This window comes from Limimonas halophila (genome assembly GCF_900100655.1).
Classification (GTDB): domain Bacteria; phylum Pseudomonadota; class Alphaproteobacteria; order Kiloniellales; family Rhodovibrionaceae; genus Limimonas; species Limimonas halophila.
The window spans coordinates 1-17,300 of the sequence record NZ_FNCE01000020.1; the positions used below are offsets into that span (position 1 = coordinate 1).

At 70.4% G+C, this 17,300-nt stretch carries 14 protein-coding genes; 4 read left to right on the top strand and 10 right to left on the bottom strand.

Annotated elements, in window-relative coordinates:
• Positions 1 to 145 precede the first annotated feature (145 nt).
• On the bottom strand, positions 146 to 865 hold the full coding sequence (locus BLQ43_RS13835) for a DUF169 domain-containing protein (RefSeq protein ID WP_090022452.1): 720 nt from the start codon (positions 863 to 865) through the stop codon (positions 146 to 148).
• Positions 866 to 1,037: 172 nt separating this feature from the next.
• Here BLQ43_RS13835 and BLQ43_RS13840 point away from each other — a divergent pair, with 172 nt between their 5' ends.
• The 3 genes from BLQ43_RS13840 to BLQ43_RS13850 all read left to right on the top strand — a co-directional run bounded on the left by BLQ43_RS13840 (position 1,038) and on the right by BLQ43_RS13850 (position 5,247).
• Positions 1,038 to 2,426: a CUAEP/CCAEP-tail radical SAM (seleno)protein gene (locus tag BLQ43_RS13840; protein ID WP_090022456.1), complete on the top strand. Its 1,389-nt coding sequence runs from the start codon at positions 1,038 to 1,040 to the stop codon at positions 2,424 to 2,426.
• Between the two features lie 33 nt (positions 2,427 to 2,459).
• A complete protein-coding gene (locus BLQ43_RS13845) occupies positions 2,460 to 3,698 on the top strand; it encodes an ATP-grasp domain-containing protein (RefSeq protein WP_090022461.1) in 1,239 nt (412 codons plus the stop codon).
• 166 nt (positions 3,699 to 3,864) lie between these two features.
• On the top strand, positions 3,865 to 5,247 hold the full coding sequence (locus BLQ43_RS13850) for a putative bifunctional diguanylate cyclase/phosphodiesterase (protein WP_090022466.1): 1,383 nt from the start codon (positions 3,865 to 3,867) through the stop codon (positions 5,245 to 5,247).
• Positions 5,248 to 5,254: 7 nt separating this feature from the next.
• Here the strand turns inward: BLQ43_RS13850 and BLQ43_RS13855 are convergent, their stop codons facing one another.
• The 9 genes from BLQ43_RS13855 to coxB all read right to left on the bottom strand — a co-directional run bounded on the left by BLQ43_RS13855 (position 5,255) and on the right by coxB (position 14,052).
• Entirely contained in the window at positions 5,255 to 6,514 is a 1,260-nt protein-coding gene (locus tag BLQ43_RS13855) for a sensor histidine kinase (protein WP_090022469.1), read from the bottom strand.
• Positions 6,515 to 6,695: 181 nt separating this feature from the next.
• Positions 6,696 to 8,192 carry a carboxypeptidase M32 gene (locus BLQ43_RS13860; RefSeq protein WP_090022473.1) on the bottom strand — a complete coding sequence of 499 codons (1,497 nt, stop codon included), beginning with the start codon at positions 8,190 to 8,192 and terminating at the stop codon, positions 6,696 to 6,698.
• Entirely contained in the window at positions 8,189 to 8,938 is a 750-nt protein-coding gene (locus BLQ43_RS13865) for an SURF1 family protein (RefSeq protein ID WP_090022476.1), read from the bottom strand. The genes BLQ43_RS13860 and BLQ43_RS13865 overlap by 4 nt, the downstream gene beginning before the upstream one ends.
• Positions 8,928 to 9,311: a DUF983 domain-containing protein gene (locus BLQ43_RS13870; protein WP_090022480.1), complete on the bottom strand. Its 384-nt coding sequence runs from the start codon at positions 9,309 to 9,311 to the stop codon at positions 8,928 to 8,930. The genes BLQ43_RS13865 and BLQ43_RS13870 overlap by 11 nt, the downstream gene beginning before the upstream one ends.
• Positions 9,312 to 9,470: 159 nt before the next feature.
• A complete protein-coding gene (locus tag BLQ43_RS13875; RefSeq protein ID WP_090022483.1) occupies positions 9,471 to 10,271 on the bottom strand; it encodes a cytochrome c oxidase subunit 3 in 801 nt (266 codons plus the stop codon).
• Positions 10,272 to 10,308: 37 nt separating this feature from the next.
• Positions 10,309 to 10,473 carry a cytochrome c oxidase system small membrane protein gene (locus BLQ43_RS14705; protein ID WP_176758697.1) on the bottom strand — a complete coding sequence of 55 codons (165 nt, stop codon included), beginning with the start codon at positions 10,471 to 10,473 and terminating at the stop codon, positions 10,309 to 10,311.
• A gap of 7 nt (positions 10,474 to 10,480) precedes the next feature.
• On the bottom strand, positions 10,481 to 11,395 hold the full coding sequence (locus BLQ43_RS13880; protein ID WP_090022487.1) for a heme o synthase: 915 nt from the start codon (positions 11,393 to 11,395) through the stop codon (positions 10,481 to 10,483).
• A gap of 97 nt (positions 11,396 to 11,492) precedes the next feature.
• Positions 11,493 to 13,106 (bottom strand): cytochrome c oxidase subunit I, encoded by a 1,614-nt coding sequence (gene ctaD / locus BLQ43_RS13885; protein WP_090022490.1) that lies wholly within the window; start codon positions 13,104 to 13,106, stop codon positions 11,493 to 11,495.
• Between the two features lie 76 nt (positions 13,107 to 13,182).
• Positions 13,183 to 14,052, bottom strand: coding sequence for a cytochrome c oxidase subunit II (coxB, locus tag BLQ43_RS13890; protein WP_090022494.1), 870 nt, complete (start codon positions 14,050 to 14,052; stop codon positions 13,183 to 13,185).
• Positions 14,053 to 14,516: 464 nt separating this feature from the next.
• On the opposite strand from coxB, the gene BLQ43_RS13895 reads away from it, so the two are divergent.
• Complete coding sequence (locus tag BLQ43_RS13895; protein ID WP_176758698.1) at positions 14,517 to 16,733, top strand: ELM1/GtrOC1 family putative glycosyltransferase; 2,217 nt, start codon at positions 14,517 to 14,519, stop codon at positions 16,731 to 16,733.
• The last annotated feature ends 567 nt before the right edge of the window (positions 16,734 to 17,300 follow it).

Consider the following 17,300-nt stretch of genomic DNA (forward strand, 5'->3'; position numbering starts at 1 on the left):
ATATTGATTTTGGTATATGGCCTCATTCTGTCTTTCTCCTGAAAGGAGAAAGGACCAACCCGCCGATGCCGCAGCTTCCTACGGAGATGAGGCGGTTCAAACTTCACTCTTATGATTCTATCTCCATGTCCACTCGTATTAGGTATCACGCGTTCCCCGGCGCCGTGCCGGTCGCCGTCATGTCCTGGGCCGCGTACGCGGCGACGGCTTCGTCGGCGGCGCGGGCGCGGGTGAGGGCATCCACGACCTCGACCAGGCGATGGCCGGGGATGGCGGCGGTCATTTCGTCGTTGCCCATGCCCGTGCGCACGCGCGAGACCATGCAGCCCAGCGACATCGCCACCTCGCCGTGGCGCGCGGCGATGGGAATGATGTGGCACTGCGGCTTGCCTTCCGTGCGCGCCTGCGGCCACGCGTCCTTGAGCACCATCGCGCCCTTGGCGTTGAGGCGGAGGAAGACGACGTCCGGCACGTCGGGCGACTCCGCCAGCGGACCGTAGACGATGGCGCCCGGCTTCTCCGCCATCGCCGGCACCTGGGCGAGATCGCTCTCCGCCACCCAGCCGGCGTCCACGAGCGCCGCCACGTCGCCCTGCCCGGCGGCTTCACCGAGCGACACCAGCCCGTGCGTGTAGCTGCCCACGCTGCAATTGGCGTGGTCCGCCGGCTTGGTCGCGAAGGTGCGCTGACCGGCGTGCATCCAGAACACGCACCCGGCCGCCACGGGCGGACCGCCGCCGTCGTCCTCGGCGAACACGGGCACGCCCTCGGGCGCGTCGGCCAGGAAGCGGATGGCGATGGGCGCCGCGGCGGGGCGCAGGCTGTTCGCCAGCTCGCGGCTGACCTGGGCCGGGTCGAGGGACATGACACACTCCGAAACGGAGGAAGGTGGCGCGGTTCACGCCCGCGTGACCTAGCAGCCGCACCCACGCCCGTCCACCGCGTGCCGTGTGGGGTCGCTTACCCCCACGCCGCCTGGGTTTGTTCGCGCGCGGCGGCGGTGCCACCTTCCCCGCCAGCAAGCAGGGAGTGGCTGGATGCGCGTGTGCCTGATCTCCACCTACGAGCTGGGCCATCAGCCCTTCGCCCTCGCCAGCCCGGCGCGCTGGCTGGCGGACGAGGGCGCGGACGTGACCTGCACCGATCTGGCCGTGGAATGCCTGGACGAGGCCGCGCTCGCCGAAGCCGGGCTGATCGCCATCCATCTGTCGATGCACACGGCCACGCGCATCGCCGCCGCGGCGGTTCCGAAGATCCGCGCCATCAATCCCGACGCGCACCTGTGCTTCTACGGGCTCTACGCGCCCGTCAACGACGCCTATCTGCGAGAAACCCTGGGCGGGCAGAGCGTGCTCGGCGGCGAGGTCGAGGGCGAGCTGGTGCGCCTCTACCGCCACCTCGCCCACGGTGAGCCCTGGGACGGCGGCGACGGCGTGGCGCTCATCAAGCACCGCTTCAAGGTGCCCCGGCGCGAGGGCCTGCCCTCGCTGGACAACTACGCCACGCTCGACCCCGGCGACGGCTCGCAGGTCACGGTCGGCTACACCGAAGCCTCGCGCGGCTGCAAGCACCTGTGCCGCCACTGCCCCGTGGTGCCGGTCTACAACGGGCGCTTCTTCATCGTCTCGCGCGAGGTCGTGCTGGAGGACTGCCGCCGCCAGATCGCCGACGGCGCGCGGCACATCACCTTCGGCGACCCGGACTTCTTCAACGGCCCCGGCCACGCGCTCAAGCTGGTGGAGGCGTTCCACGGAGAATTTCCCGAGGTGACCTACGACGCCACGATCAAGGTGGAGCACCTGCACCAGCACGCGGATAAGCTGGCGCGCCTGCGCGCGACCGGCTGCCTCTTCGTCACCACGGCCGTGGAATCCGTGAACGACGAGGTGCTCGCCAAGCTGGACAAGGGCCACACGCGCGCGGACTTCATCGCCGCCGTGCGCGCGGCCGACGCGGCGGGGCTGACGCTCTCGCCCACCTTCATCCCCTTCCATCCCTGGGCCACGCCCGAGGGCTACCTGGACCTGCTGCAGCTTCTCGCCGAGCTGGACCTGATCGAGAACGTGGCGCCCATCCAGCTTTCCATCCGCCTGCTCATCCCGCAGGGCAGCCGCATCCTGGAGCTGGACGACATCCACCGCTACCTGGACGGCTTCGACGCCGAGAAGCTCTCCTACCGCTGGTCGGCCGGCGATCCGCGCGCGGACGCCCTGCAAGCCGAGGTGCGCGACGCCGTGCAGCAGGGCGAGCGCGAGGGCGCGGGCCGGCGCGCCGTCTTCCAGCGCATCTGGGAGCTGGCGCACGCGGCCTGCGGGCGCACCGCGCCGCCGCTGCCGGTGTCCCACCACACGGGCGGCGTGCCGGCGATGAGCGAGCCCTGGTACTGCTGCGCCGAGCCCACCGAGGAGCAACTGGCGCAGGTGTAGCGGCGGCGCGCCGCGGTCCCCGGCTGGATGGCCATGAACCCGGTTCTGCTGCTCATTCCCACCACCTCCTACCGCGCCGAGGCCTTCCTGGAGGCCGCGCGGGCCGAGGACGTGCCCGTCGTGGTCGGGTCCGACCGCGCGCCCGTGCTCGCCCAGCTCACGGGCGGCGGGCTGCACGTCGATCTCAGCGATGCCGAGATTGCGGCCGAGCAGATCGCCGCGTTCCACGCCGGGCAGCCGCTGGCCGCCATCGTGGGCGTGGACGAGGGCACGGCGGCCGTCGCCGCGCGCGCCAGCCAGGCCCTGGGCCTGCCGCACAACCCGCCCGGCGCCGCCGCGGCGGCCAGCCACAAGGCACGCTTCCGCGAAGCCCTCTGGGCCGCCGGCGTGCCGCAGCCGACCTACCGCGTGATTTCACCCGAGGAGACGGGCGCCGAGGCGGCGCGGCGCATCAACCACTACCCGGCCGTGCTCAAGCCCGTGGGACTGGCCGGCAGCCGCGGCGTGCTGAAGGTGGAGGACAGCGGCGACTTCGCCCCGGCGCTGGAGCGCGTGCGCGCCATCGCCGCCGACACCGATCCGGCCACGGGCCTGAACCCGAGCCGCGAGGTCGTGGCGGAAGCCTATCTGCCCGGCGGCGAGGTTGCACTGGAAGGGCTGCTGCTCAACGGCACGCTCCACGTGCTCGCGCTCTTCGACAAGCCCGAGCCCATGGAAGGCCCCACCTTCGAGGAGACGATCTTCACCACGCCCTCGCGCCTGCCGGATGAAACCCAGGCGGCGGTGCGCCGGCGCACGGAAGAGGCGGTGGCCGCGCTGGGGCTTGCGGAGGGGCCGATCCACGCCGAGCTGCGCCTGACCCCCGACGAGGGGCCGGTGCCGCTGGAAGTGGCGCCGCGCTCGATCGGCGGGTTGTGCGGGCGCGTGCTGCGCTTCGGCACGGGACTCAGCCTGGAGGCGCTGATCCTGCGCCACGCCCTGGGCCGCGTCCCCGACCCCCCTGCGCGCGAGGCCGCGCCCGTGGGCGTGATGATGCTGCCGGTGCCGGAGGCCGGGGTGTTCGCCCGCATGGACGGCCTGGACGAAGCGCGCGCGCTCGACGGCGTGGACGAGATCAGCGTCACCGTTGCGCCCGGCACGCCGGTTCGACCGCTTCCCGACGGCGACCGCTACCTCGGCTTCATCTTCGCCCACGCTCCCGACCCCGAACGAGTCACGGACACGCTGCAACGCGCCGCCCACATGCTCAAGCCCGTCATCACGGCCGGTTAGCGCAAGCGCCGCGCCGGTCCACCGTGCTCACCCGCACAAGCTTTCCGCGGGAATCCCTGCGGTGCCCGGACAGGGCTGCCGGGCGCACACGCAATGGCATCGTCTCACCTTCGGGTGATAGGTTTCCCCGATCACGCACCCACCATGACCCCGAGGCCCCCGCGTCATGGCGACATCCGGTTGGCGATCCCTGTCTCGGCAGGCCGCGGACTCCGCGCTGGCGGCGGCGTTTCCCCGGGCCGATCCGGACCATCTGCACGAGGCGATCGGCCAGTACGACCATGTCACGCGCCTGCCCAACCGGGTCCCCTTTCTGGACCATCTCTCGGCGGCGCTGGACCGGATGCGCGCGGACACCCGCCCGCGCACCCTCGTGCTGGTCACGCTGTCGGACGCGCATCACTTCAACGCCGTGCTGCGCGCCCTGGGCCATGCCTTCTCCGAGGACTTCATCCGCGCCGGCACCGACCGCGTGGCCGCCTGTCTCGACGGCGACACCCGGATCTTCCACGTCAGCGTCCTCAGCCTCGCCTTCGTGGTGAACCGGGACGCGGCCCGCGCCCCCCAGGACGTGGCCCAGGCCATCGACCGGGCGTTCGCCGACCCGCTCGTCGTGCAGGACATCCCCATCCGGTCGAACGTCGGGGTGGGCCTGGTCAACCTCGCGGCGGACGTGACCAGCCCCGCCGAGGCGCTGCGCGCGGCCCTGACCGCGGCCCAGGACAGCCGCAACCGCAGCGATGCCTTCGCCTACTACGATCCGCACACCGACGCCGCGCACCAGCGCGCGTTCCGGATCCTGACCGATCTGCCCAAGGCGCTGGAAGCCTCGGACCAGCTGCGCCTGCACTACCAGCCGCGCCTGGACCTCACCTCGGACAGCTGCGGCTGCGCCGAGGCGCTGATCCGCTGGCACCACCCCGAGTTGGGCTGGGTGTCGCCCGGGGAGTTCATGCCGCTGGTGGAAACCACCGCCCTGATCCAGCCGCTCACGGCCTTCGTGCTGGAAACCGCGATCCGGCAGGCGCGCGCCTGGCACGACGCCGGCCACGCGATGAAGGTTTCGGTGAACGTCTCGCCCCGCAACCTCGCCGAGCCCGACTTCCTGGAGCGCGTCCAAACGCTGTTGGACCGGCACGGCGTCGATCCGGCCATGCTGGAATTCGAGTTCACCGAGGGCGCCGTCTCCCCGGACAACGCCACCACGCTCGCCAACCTGCGACGCGTGCGCGAGCTGGGAATCGAGGTGGCGATCGACGACTTCGGCAGCGGCTATTCCAACATGGCTTATCTGACCAAGATTCCCGCCGACATCGTGAAAATCGACAAGGCCTTCGTGCTCAGCCTGGACTCCAGCGAGCAGGACCGCTTCCTCACCCACAAGATCGCCGACCTGGCGCGCGGGTTGGGCTTTCACGTCGTCGGCGAGGGTGTGGAATCCGCGCGGGCCTACGCCTTCCTGCGCGACATCGGCTGCCGCGAGGCCCAGGGCTTCCATCTCAGCAAGCCGCTGCCGCCGGCGGAGCTGGAAGCCTGGCTGAACGGGTAACGCGGGGTCAGGCGGAGGCCGCTTCCGGCGTTTGGACGCGATTGGGTGGGAAGGCGACGCGGATCTCGGTTCCCTTGCCGGGCTCGGAGTCGACCTCGATCTCGGCCCGGTGCAGCACGGCCAGCCGCCGGCTGATCGGCAGGCCAAGGCCCGCCCCCTCGTCGCGGCCGCGCGTCAGCCGCACGGACTCGTCGCGCTGGAACGGCGCGAAGAGTCGCTTTTGCTGCGCCGCGCTCATGCCCGGACCCTCGTCGGCCACGGTGAAGGTGAACCCGCCGTCGCCGGTCTGCACGCCGGTGACGCGCACGATGCCCCCGTCCGGGCTGGCGGAGATGGCGTTGGCGACGAGGTTGATGAGGATCTGCCGCACCGCGCGCCGGTCGGCATACAGGCGCAGCGCCGGCATTGTGTCCGCCTTGAGCGCCACGCCGCGGGCCTGGGCGCGTTGGCGGGTGAGGCGCAGGACCTCCGCGACCTCTTTGCCGGGACAGAAACTTTCCTCGCGCAGTTCCAGCTGGCCCGCCTCGATGCGGGAGACGTCCAGCACATCGTTGACCAGATCCAGCAGGTGGCTGGCGCTGGCGTGGATGTCCTCGACGTAGCCGCGGGCACGCTCGGGCAGTTCGCCGGCAAGCTGGTTGCGCAGCATGTCCGAGAAGCCCATGACCGCGTTCAGCGGCGTGCGCAGCTCGTGGCTCATGTTGGCGAGGAAGATGGACTTCGCCCGGTTGGCCCGTTCGGCCGCGTACTTGGCTTCCTGCAGTTCGCGCGTGCGCTCCAGCAGGTTCAGGTCGCGCTCCACGGCGTCGCGGAAGGGCACCATCAGATCCTGGAACGGCGTCGTGTAATCCGTGGCGCCGAAATCCATCACGCAGATCGTGCCGAAGGGCGAGCCGTCGGGACGGTACACGGGCAGGCCCAGATACGAGCGAAAGCCGTCGTCGTGGACCTCCGGATTGGTGTCCCAGAAGGGGTCGACGGGCGCGTCCTGAACGTAGAGCGGCGCCTGCCTGCGGATAACCGATTTGCAGAAGATGTTGGTCTCCGGCGGCACGATCGTGCCCCCCGGATAGGGGTTCGACTCCTGCCCGCTCGCCGCCGCGACCTGATAGCCCTGGGGCTGTTGTTCGACGACGAAGGCGGCCGGCGCCTCGTAAACGCGCGCCAGCACCGTCAGCATTTCCTGCCACTTCGCGACCGTGTCGCCGGTGTCCTGGCGGTCGCGAAAAAACGTCGTGGTGTCCTCGGCAGGCGTCGAGTCGCTCATCCGGGCACGCCCTTTTGCAGGCCGCACACACGGGCGGCCCCTCCACGGGCAGCACGCACCGTGCTGTCGCCAACCCGACCCGTATAGCCCCGACCACCTAAAAGAAGCGTTAAAGAGGCCACACGTCGCCCGGCCACGCGCGGTGGGTGTGGCGCCCGCCGCGCCGCACCGCTACCGGGCTTCAGGGCGCGAGGTAGCGCTCGCGCAGGTGGCCCTTGAACGCCTCGACATCCAGGCCGCGGCCCGTGGCCCGGCGCAGGATCTCGTCGGTGGACAGGCTTGAGCCGAGGCCGTGCACGTGCTCGCGCAGCCAGGTGAGCAGCGGGCTGACGTCGCCGCGTTCCAGGTAGCTCGGGATGCCGGGCTCGGCCGTGCAGGCGGCGCGGTAGAGCTGCGCGGCCGCGATGGCGCCCAGGGTGTAGGTGGGGAAGTAGCCCCAGCCGCCGTCGAACCAGTGGATGTCCTGCAGGCAGCCCAGCCGGTCCTCGGGCGGGGTGATGCCGAGCAGGTCCTGCATTCCGGCGTTCCACGCGCCCGGCAGCTCGTCCAGCGGCATGTCGCCGGAAATCAGCGCCGTCTCCAGGCGGTAGCGCAGGATGACGTGGGCGGGATAGGTGACCTCGTCGGCGTCCACGCGGATGTAGCCCGGCGCCACGCGCGTGGCGAGGCGGTGCAGGTTGTCGGCCTCCCACGCCGGCCCCGAGCCGCCGAGGGCCTCGCGCATGACCGGCGCCGCGTGGCGCAGGAAGTGCTCCCCACGCGAAACCTGCATCTCCGCCAGCAGCGCCTGGCTTTCGTGCAGGGCCATGCCGCGCGCCTCGCCCACCGGCTGGCGGCGCCAGTCCCCCGGCAAACCGCGCTCGTACAGCGCGTGGCCGGTTTCGTGGATCACCGCCATGGCGCCGGTCGTGAAGTCCCGCTCGTCCCAGCGCGTGGTGATGCGGATGTCGTCCGGCGCCCCGCCCGTGAAGGGGTGGGAGGAGGTGTCCAGCCGGCTGTGCGCCGTTTCCAGCCCCATCGTGCGCATCAGCCGCGCCGCCAGCGCCTCCTGCTTCGCCTGCGGGAACGGGCCCTGCGGGGGCTCGGGCGCGGGGCCGGCCGCCTGGTGGCGCAGCACGTCGTCGAGGAAGTGCGGCAGGAAGCCGGCCAGATCGTCGAAGATCTGCGTGACGCGCTCGGCGCGCATGCCGGGCTCGAACTGGTCGAGCAGCGCGTCGTAGGGCGACAACCCCAGGGCCTCGCCCTTGGCCGCCGCTTCCTCGCGCACCAGCCGCAGCACCTCGCCCAGGTAGGGCTTCACGCGGGCGAAGTCGGAGTCCGGCTTGGCCTCGCGCCAGACCATCTCGCACTGCTTGGTGGCGCGCGTCAGCGCCTCCACGAGCGCGCTCGGCACCGCGGTGGCGTGGCGCCACTGCCGGCGCATCTCCGCGAGGTTGGCCTGCTGCCAGCCGTCCAGCGCGTTGGCGTGCTGCTCGGCCGTGTCCAGCAGCTCGCCGACGCGCGGGTCGGTCAGCATCTCGTGCGCGGTGACGTCGAGCGCGGCCAGCTGCTCGCTGCGCGCCTCGGCGCCGCCCGAGGGCATCATCACCTGGGCATCCCAGTTCAGCATGCCGCCGGCCTCGCCAAGCGCGGCCATGCGCGCGAAACGGCGCTCCAGCTCGCGGTACGCGTCGCTCATGTCTGCGGTTCTCCCGACGGTTCGCGGCGACAGTGAAAGATGACGTAGATCGCCAGCAACCCGGCGGCGAGCCCGAACCAGGTGATGGCGTAGCCCAGGTGGTTCTGCGGCAGGGTGACGCGCGGGCGCTCGGCGATGGGAAAGCGCCCGCTCGCCGCCGGGGCGACGGATTCGACGTAGAGGTGGGTGACGGGATCGCTCAGACCCGCCTGCTGCGCCATGCGCGGCAGATCCATCCACAGCCACTCGTTGCCGGCCGGGTCGTTGGCCGGACGCAGCCAGCTCGCTCCCGGCCAGCCGCCGCGACGGACGATGCCCTCGATCGTCACCGGCCCGTCGACGCGCACGCGTTCCGGCACACCCCCGTCTTCGCGCATGCGGATGGGCAGCCAGCCGCGGTCCACCAGCACGGTGCGGCCGTCGCTCAGGCGCATGGGGGTGATGAGGTCGAAGCCGCGCGCGCCGCGATGGGTCTGCGCCAGGCGGTGCAGGGCGCGGTCGTGCAGGAATTCGCCGGTGAGCTCCACCCGGCGGAAGCGCACCGTCTTCCACGCGGCCCCGGGGCCGGGCAGCTCGATGGCGGGACCGTCCATGCGCGCGCGCATGTCGGCGATCAGGTCCTGCTTCCACTGCATGCGCTGGACCTGCCAGCCACCCAGGCCCAGCAGCAGGATCAGCGCGGGGACGACGGCGACGGTCGCCCAGAAGGTGGGCCGGAAGCGCACACGCCCGGGCTCACCCGTCATCGTGCAGGCCGGCCTCGCGGGCGTTGTAGCGGTATTGCAGCGCGATCAGGAGCGCCTTGGCGGGGCGCAGCATGCCGATGGCCCCGGCGACGATCACGACCGGCCACAGGGCCGCGTGTACCCACAGCGGCGGCCCCACGGCGGACTCCAGCAGAATTGCCGCGAGCGTGACCACCGCGCCCAGGATGAGGATGATGAACACGGCGGGCCCGTCGCCGCTGTCCGCGGCCCGGAGGTCCAGGCCGCAGACGCCGCAGCGCCGGCGGACCTGCAAGAGCCCGTCGAAGAGGGGGCTTTCCCCGCACCGCGGGCAGCGGCAGCGCAGGCCCGCGGTGACCGGGGAGACGCGGGGTTGGCTCTCGTGCCAAGACATCGCGGGTTAGCGCGCGATGAGACAACGCAGACTTAGTCTGCGCGCCTCATCGCACTCCATCTCTTTGGTATGCGGGCATGATTGCACGCCTGCGGCGCGCGAGCCTGCCGGCGCAGGCTGTCCAGAGCCCGCATCGTTCCGATCCGACCTCATCATGCCCTAGAGGCTTCCCCAGAAGTAGACGAAGGTGAAGAGGAACAGCCACACGACGTCCACGAAGTGCCAGTACCACGCGGCGGCCTCGAAGCCGAAGTGATGGTCCGGCTTGAAGTGTCCTGCCCAGGCGCGGGCGAAGCACACGATCAGGAAGAGCGTCCCGATGATGACGTGTGCGCCGTGGAAGCCCGTCGCCATGAAGAAGACCGAGGTATAGACGTTGTCGCCGAAGCCGAAGGCCGCGTGTGCGTACTCGTAAGCCTGCAGGCTGGAGAAGATCAGCCCCAGCACGATCGTCAGCGCCAGCCCCTGCAGCAGCCCCGTGCGGTCGCCCTCGCGCAGCGCCTCGTGCGCCCAGGTCACCGTGCATCCCGACAGCAACAGGATGAGCGTGTTCAGGAACGGCACGCTGAAGGGGTCGAAGGTCTTGATGTCCGGCGGGGGCCACACGCCGCCGATTTCCGCGGTGGGGAAGAGGGCGCCGTTGAAGTAGGCCCAGAAAAAGGCGGCGAAGAACATCACCTCGGAGGCGATGAACAGCACCATCCCGTAGCGCAGCCCGATCTGGACCAGCGTGGTGTGCGCGCCTTCGTACTCGGCCTCGTGAATGACGTCGCGCCACCACCCGGCCATCGTGCCGAGCACGGCGATGACGCCGAGATACATCAGCCAAGAGTTGATGTCGTGCATGAAGAACACGATGCCGAGCGCCAGAAGACCGGCCGCGATCGAGCCGACCAGCGGCCACGGGCTGGGCTCGACCAGATGGTAGGGATGCTTCTGTTCGTGATGGGCCTCCGCCATCGTCTCCCTCTCGCCCTTGTGCCTGTTCGACGCGGCCTCAGCCGCCACCCATGCGAATCAACGCCACGAAGTAGACCAGTACCACGAACGCCAGCAAAACCGCCAGGAGCGCCCAGTTGCGGCCCCGGCGCTTGCGGCGGAACTCCTCGCGCTTTTCCTTGGTCCACTCGACCTGCGGACCGTCCGGATCGCCGTTCGCCATCTCGCCCCTATGCCGCCCCCAGGGCGGCGCCGTCCAGAATCAGCATCGCGAACACCAGGAAGAGGTACAGGATCGAGTACCCGAACATCCGGCGCGCCGCGGTTTCGCGCCCGTCCGTGTCCTGCAGCACGCGCACGGCCGAAACCACGAAGATCAGCCCCAGCACCGTCGCCCCGGCGCCGTAGAGCGGCCCCGCCGTGCCCAGCAGCGCCGGCGCCGGCGCCAGCGGCAGCAGCACCAGGGTGTAGGCCAGCATCTGCCACTTCGTCGCCCGGCGTCCCGAGACCACCGGCAGCATGGGCACGCCCGCGCGGCCGTAGTCGCCGTCGGTGTAGAGCGACAGCGCCCAGAAGTGCGGCGGCGTCCACAGGAAGATGAGCGCGAACAGCACCACCGATTCCAGGCTCACACCGCCCGTTACCGCGGCCCAGCCGATCATGGGCGGAAACGCGCCCGCCGCGCCGCCGATGACGATGTTCTGCGGCGTCCGCCGCTTCAGCCACATCGTGTAGACGAACACGTAGAAGGCGTTCGCCCCCGCGAGCAGCCCCGCCGCCGTCCAGTTCACGGCCAGGCCCATCGTCATCACGGCGAAGAGGGTGAGCACCAGGCCGAAGGCCAGCCCCTCCTCCGGCGCGATGCGCCCGGCGGGAATGGGCCGCCGCGCCGTGCGGCGCATGACCGCGTCGATGTCGCGGTCGTACCACATGTTGATGGCGCCGGCCGCCCCGGCCCCGACGGCAACGCACAACACCGCGATGCCCGCGAGCACGGGGTGCAACTCGCCCGGCGCCGCCACCATGCCGGCGACGGCCGTGAAAACCACGAGCGTCATCACGCGCGGCTTGAGGAGATCCAGAAACTCCCGAACGCCGGCGGGATCGGCCACGGTGCTGTTGGGCTGGATGCTGGCGTCGCTCACGGCGCCTTCGGTCCCTCGCGGTCGACGGGTGGACGGGAAAGGCCCCGGGACGTGGCTGCCACGTCCCGGGGCCGGGTTCGGGCGGGCTGGCCGCGGCTTACTTCACGCGCGGCAGCTCCTCGAAGGTGTGGAACGGCGGCGGCGAGGACACCGTCCACTCCAGCGTCGTGGCACCCTTGCCCCACGGGTTCGCCTGCGCCCGCTTACCCCACAGCAGGGTGTAGAGCGCGATGCCGACGAAGAAGAGTGTGGCCGCCAGCGTGATGTAGGCGCCGATGGAGCTGACCATGTTCCACCCGGCGTAGGCGTCCGGGTAATCGATGTAGCGCCGCGGCATGCCGGCCAGCCCCAGGAAGTGCATGGGGAAGAAGAGCACGTTCACGCCGATGAAGGTGGCGTAGAAGTGCAGCTTCCCGGCCCACTCGGGATACTGCCGGCCCGACATCTTGCCGATCCAGTAGTAGAAGCCGGCGAACAGCGCGAACACCGCGCCCATGGAGAGCACGTAGTGGAAGTGCGCGACGACGTAGTAGGTGTCGTGCAGCACCTGATTCACGCCCGCGTTCGCCAGCACCACGCCGGTTACGCCGCCGATCGTGAACAGCACGATGAAGCCGATGACCCACAGCATGGGCGTCTCGAAGCGGATCGAGCCGCCCCACATCGTGGCGATCCAGGAGAAGATCTTCACGCCCGTGGGCACCGCGATGACCATCGTCGCCGCCGTGAAGTAGGCCTTGGTGTCCACGTCCATGCCGACCGTGAACATGTGGTGGGCCCACACGATGAAGCCGATGAAGCCGATCGCGACCATGGCGTAGACCATCCCCAGGTAGCCGAAGATCGGCTTGCGCGAGAAGGTCGCCGTGATCTGCGACACGATCCCGAACGCCGGCAGGATCATGATGTAGACCTCGGGGTGCCCGAAGAACCAGAAGAGATGCTGGAAGAGCACCGGGTCACCGCCGCCGGCGGCCTCGAAGAAGGTCGTGCCGAAGTTGCGGTCGGTCAGCAGCATCGTGATCGCGCCGCCCAGCACCGGAACCGCCAGCAGGAGCAGGAAGGCCGTCACCAGCATGCCCCAGACGAACAGCGGCATCTTGTGCAGCGTCATGCCGGGGGCGCGCATGTTGAAGATGGTGGTGATGAAGTTGATCGCGCCCAGGATGGACGACGCGCCGGCCAGGTGCAGCGCGAAGATCGCCATGTCCACCGATGGTCCGGAGTGCCCGAGTTCGCCCGACAGCGGCGGATAGATCGTCCAGCCCGTGCCGGCGCCTTCGCCCACGAACGCCGAGGCCAGCAGCAACAGGATCGAGGGCACCAGCAGCCAAAACGAAATGTTGTTCATGCGGGGGAACGCCATGTCCGGCGCACCGATCATCAGCGGCACGAACCAGTTGCCGAAGCCGCCGATCAGCCCGGGCATGACGACGAAGAACACCATCAACAGCCCGTGGGCCGTGATCATGACGTTGTAAAGCTGCCCGTCCGGGCTGCCGCCGGCCATCAGGTACTGGACGCCGGGCTCGGCGAGCTCGAGGCGCATGATCAGCGAGAACAGCCCGCCGAGAATGCCCGCGATGACGGCGTAGATCAGGTACAGCGTGCCGATGTCCTTGTGGTTCGTGGACATCAGCCAGCGCCGAACGAACCCCGGCTTGTGGTCGTGGTCGTCGTGCGCTGCGTAAGCACCCTGTTCAGCAGCCATGGTCTACCTCTTCCCTCGCCCTTGGCGGAGCGCAGGGCGCCGGCCGGGCCGGCGCGCACGCACCGCACGCGTCACGTTATTGGCCGCTATCGGCCTGCGCGAGCTCGCGCTCGTCGTCGCCCACGCCGGCCTCGGCCTTCTTCGTCTCGATCCAGTTCCGGAACTCGTCTTTCGGGACCACCTTGACCGCGATCGGCATGTTGGCGTGGCCGACGCCGCACAGCTCCGAGCACTGGCCGTAATAGATTCCCGGCTCGTCGACGCGCGCCCAGGTCTGGTTCATCTCCCCCGGGATGGCGTCCTGCTTGATGCCGAACGACGGCAGCGCGAAGGAGTGCAGCACGTCCGTCGAGGTGATCAGGAAGCGCACCGTCGTGTCCGCCGGGATGACGATGGGCTCGGTCACGGACAGCTTGCGCAGCTCGCCCTCCGACGGATCGATCTCGTCGGCTTCCTTCATGAAGGAGTTGTACGAGAAGCCGCCGTGATCCGGGTACTCGTAGGCCCAGTACCACTGCTTGCCGATCGTCTTCACCGAGAACTCGGCGTTGGGCACGTGGTCCCGGTAATAGAGCAGCTTGAACGACGGGATCGCGATCACCACCAGGATGATAACCGGGATCGTCGTCCACAGCACCTCGATCAGGGTGTTTTCCGTGCGCTCAGACGGCTCCTTGTTGCGGCGCTCGCTGAAGCGCCAGCACACATAGCCGAGCAACGCCACCACGAAAATCACGATGCCCGTGATGATCACGAGCAACATCGTGTGGAAGCTCTGGACCTGCTCCATCATCGGCGTGGCGGCTTCCTGGAAGCCGAGCTGCCACGGCTCCGGCTTTCCGACCTCCCGCGCGGCCGCGCCCGCTGCCGTGCCCAGGGCGGCGCTGCCCGCGCCGAGGGCCGCCAGATGCTTCATCCCGAAAGACCGGGCAGTGCGTGTCTGCATGCCTGCGCCCCGATCGCTTTGTGGTCGCTCGCGTGCGGTTCCATACGTGGTTCCCGGCGGCGCCGCCGCGCTGCCAGGGCTGGCGCAGGAACCTAGATGACGGCGCAACACCGCACAAGATGAAGCACGCGCGGGCTGCGGTGAACCCTGTGGCCTGGATGCTGGCGGCACGCGCCGCCGCGCCGCGCGTTCGAGGTTAAGTCGTTGAATAAGATCGAAAAATGCGCCCCTGCCACGGCGTCGCCGGAACCTCGCGCGCCCGCGGGGTGACGGAATGCCGCAGCGGCCCGGCGCGCCCCGCACCGGGTTGTGCATGTCGCACGATTGACCGGACCAGCGCTGGTGCGCGACCCACACCCAACAAGCGGTCGCCCTTGGCCGCACCCATGCGCCAGCCTAGACTTTCGCAACGCAATTTCCGGCGCCCCGGCGCCGACCCGATGCAGACAGGCCGCGAGGGCGGGATGGCAGGACCACATCAGGCACGACCCCAGGTCGTCCGCGATCACCCCGACCGCATCGTCCTGCCGCCGGACCCGGGTGTCGAGCCGGACCCGCGCCCGCCCGTGCGCATCTTCCTGGGCACCGAGGACGGGCAGGACCGCGCCGAGCGCATCTTCGTCCATTCCGTGGCGTGCGCGCGCAACCCGGCGCGGACCTACGAGATCCACCTGATGAAGAACCTGGCCGGCTTCGACCGGCGGCGCTGGCGCACCGGCTTCACGCTCTACCGCTACGCCATCCCGGATCTGGCCGGGCGCTCGGGCCGCGCGATCTACAACGACGTCGACCAGATCTACCTTACCGACCCGGCCGAGCTGTTCGACCTGCCCATGACCGGGCACGGCTATCTCGCCGTCTCGCCGCGCGACACCTCGGTGATGCTGCTCGACTGCGAGGCGATGGCCGGCGTGTGGAACCGCGAGGCCGCCGCCCGCGGGACGAAGCGCAGCCTCATCAACGCCGCCGTCGAAGCCGGGCACGCCGGCCCGCTCGATCCCGGCTGGAACGCCCGCGACGACGAGCTGCGCGAGGGCGAGAGCAAGGTCGTCCACTACACCGAGCTGAACCGCCAGCCGTGGCGGCCGTTTCCGGGGCAGTACACCTATCACCCCAACCCCTGGGGCATGGTGTGGCACCGCCTGGAACGCGACGCCGATGCGCGCGGATTCGAGCTGTTCGGCCCCGGCGCGCCCAGCCAGCACTTCACGCGCTTTGCGCGCGAAGCCGCGGCGCAGGACGCCGGCGATCCCACGCTCACCCGGGCCTCGCAGGCAGCACACACGCGCGTTGCCGACGCCGGGGTCGAGCGGCTCGTGCGCGTTCACGCCGGCGGCGACAGCGGCGCGCCCGAACTGCCGGCGGAACACGTCGAGTCCATGGACGCGACCGCGACGGCCGACTGGCCGCGCGGAGACGCCGTGGCCGCGGTGAACCTGCTGGACCGCGCGCCGCCGGACGACGTGCCCTGGCTGATCGCCGAGACCTTCCGCCACGCCGACGCGCTGGCCTATTTCGCCGTGCGTGCCGACCGCGCCAGGGCCCGGGTGGAACCGCACGGCGTGCGCCGCACGGCCGCGTGGTACCGCGAGCGCATCGCGCGCGTGGCGCACCGCTTCCCGGACGTGAGCTGGGTGCTGGACACCGTCGAGCGCGGCAGCGGCCGGGCAGCCCCAACCGAGGTCTACGCCGCCGACGCCCCCGGCGCGTCGCGGCACGCCTGGTTGCTGCAGGAGAACGGCGCCGACCCCGACCCGATGCGCGCGCTCGCCGCCGAGATGGGCTGGACGGTGACGGAGACGTCGGCCGCCCCAGCCACGGCCGGCGACGGTGGCTGGCCGGATGTCGTGCTCAGCACCGGGAAGGTGGGGGCGCGGGCCGCACGACACGTTCAGGCCCGCGCGGGCAACGGCACGCGGCTGATCCACCTGGGCCAGCCGCACGCCGACGTTTCCGCCTTCGACCTCGTGCTGACCACGGCCGCCGACCGCCTGCCGCTGTTCCCCACGGTCGCGTACCTGCCGTTGCCGCCCACCACCTGGACGCGCGCCGGGCTCGACGACGCGGCGGCGCGGGCGTGCAACCGCCTGGGCGATGCCCCGCGCCCCTGGGTGGTGTGGTGGGCCGACGGCTCGGCCGAGTCGGACCGGCCGGTGGAAGCCCACGCCCGCGCGCGCGCCGAGTCTCTGGGCGGCACGGCACTGTGCGCGACGCCGGCGGACGGCACTGACCTGGACCCGGAGAGCAATGGCGCGGCGCGGCCGGACCGGGGCATCGTCGGCGCCGCTGACCGGCTCGTGGTTGCTGCCGGCGGCCCCGAGCGGCTGGCGCGTGCCTGCGCCAGCGGGCAGCCGGTGGAGATCGTGCCGGTGCCGGGCGCTGGCGGCGGCACCTCCCTGCCCGCGCGCTTCCACCGCTGGCTGAGCCACCGCCTGTCCCACCGCGGCACGCCGCTGCAACAGACGCCCGTGGAGCGCACGGGGGACCGCCTCATCGCGCACGGACTCGTCACGCCGCGCCGGGACCCGCTGCGCGTGGATCAGGACGCGCACATCCTCGGACTCGCGACGCTCGTGGGGCGCGACGATCCACCCGCCTTGCACGCCAGCGCGGATCAGCGCGCCTGGGCCGCCCGCGCCGCCCGCCGCATGCTGGGTGCCGGCCGGCGCGTGACGGGGTAAGCGCGACTCCACGGCTTGTGGACAAATCTGGGGAAAATGCAGCCGAACACGCGCGTGCGCCGGCCCGACGTCGCACCCGACGCACGCGCGTGTCCAAAATTCGTTGTATATCAAGGCATTATGAAGCGCCGCCGGATCGGCGAACCGTCCAGGCCGTCACAACTCTTGTGGAAAACCTGTGCACGGCGTGCCGCAACCGACCGTGAAGCCCGCCTTAGAGCAGATCGCCGTAAAGCAGAATCAGCTTGTTCGGGGTGTCACGCCCACGCCGCCGTGGCCATCCCGGCGTGATTCTGCTTGCTCGTGCGTGGACAGCCGCAAGGCTCGCGCGCCGCAGGCGCGCAAACTGCTCGCACTGGAAAAACATGGCGTTATCCCGACGCTTCTGGTTCGTTGGGAAACACGATTTCACGCACGATGCTCTAGGTGCCAACCCCGCGCGCCATGCGGTCGAGCAGCGCGACGTGGGACTTGATGCCGTTCTCGAAGCAGCGGACCTCGAACTTCTCGTTCGGGCTGTGCATGCGATCGTCGGCGAGGCCGAAGCCCATCAGCAGGGAATCGATG

What these genes read in the sequence shown, in the direction of transcription:
- BLQ43_RS13865 (WP_090022476.1), bottom strand. Translation starts at nt 8,938, where the DNA reads ATGACGGGTGAGCCCGGGCGTGTGCGCTTCCGGCCCACCTTCTGGGCG.
- coxB (WP_090022494.1), bottom strand. Translation starts at nt 14,052, where the DNA reads ATGCAGACACGCACTGCCCGGTCTTTCGGGATGAAGCATCTGGCGGCC.
- BLQ43_RS13855 (WP_090022469.1), bottom strand. Translation starts at nt 6,514, where the DNA reads ATGAGCGACTCGACGCCTGCCGAGGACACCACGACGTTTTTTCGCGAC.
- BLQ43_RS13860 (WP_090022473.1), bottom strand. Translation starts at nt 8,192, where the DNA reads ATGAGCGACGCGTACCGCGAGCTGGAGCGCCGTTTCGCGCGCATGGCC.
- ctaD (WP_090022490.1), bottom strand. Translation starts at nt 13,106, where the DNA reads ATGGCTGCTGAACAGGGTGCTTACGCAGCGCACGACGACCACGACCAC.
- BLQ43_RS13840 (WP_090022456.1), top strand. Translation starts at nt 1,038, where the DNA reads ATGCGCGTGTGCCTGATCTCCACCTACGAGCTGGGCCATCAGCCCTTC.
- BLQ43_RS13875 (WP_090022483.1), bottom strand. Translation starts at nt 10,271, where the DNA reads ATGGCGGAGGCCCATCACGAACAGAAGCATCCCTACCATCTGGTCGAG.
- BLQ43_RS13870 (WP_090022480.1), bottom strand. Translation starts at nt 9,311, where the DNA reads ATGTCTTGGCACGAGAGCCAACCCCGCGTCTCCCCGGTCACCGCGGGC.
- BLQ43_RS13845 (WP_090022461.1), top strand. Translation starts at nt 2,460, where the DNA reads ATGAACCCGGTTCTGCTGCTCATTCCCACCACCTCCTACCGCGCCGAG.
- BLQ43_RS14705 (WP_176758697.1), bottom strand. Translation starts at nt 10,473, where the DNA reads ATGGCGAACGGCGATCCGGACGGTCCGCAGGTCGAGTGGACCAAGGAA.
- BLQ43_RS13895 (WP_176758698.1), top strand. Translation starts at nt 14,517, where the DNA reads ATGGCAGGACCACATCAGGCACGACCCCAGGTCGTCCGCGATCACCCC.
- BLQ43_RS13835 (WP_090022452.1), bottom strand. Translation starts at nt 865, where the DNA reads ATGTCCCTCGACCCGGCCCAGGTCAGCCGCGAGCTGGCGAACAGCCTG.
- BLQ43_RS13850 (WP_090022466.1), top strand. Translation starts at nt 3,865, where the DNA reads ATGGCGACATCCGGTTGGCGATCCCTGTCTCGGCAGGCCGCGGACTCC.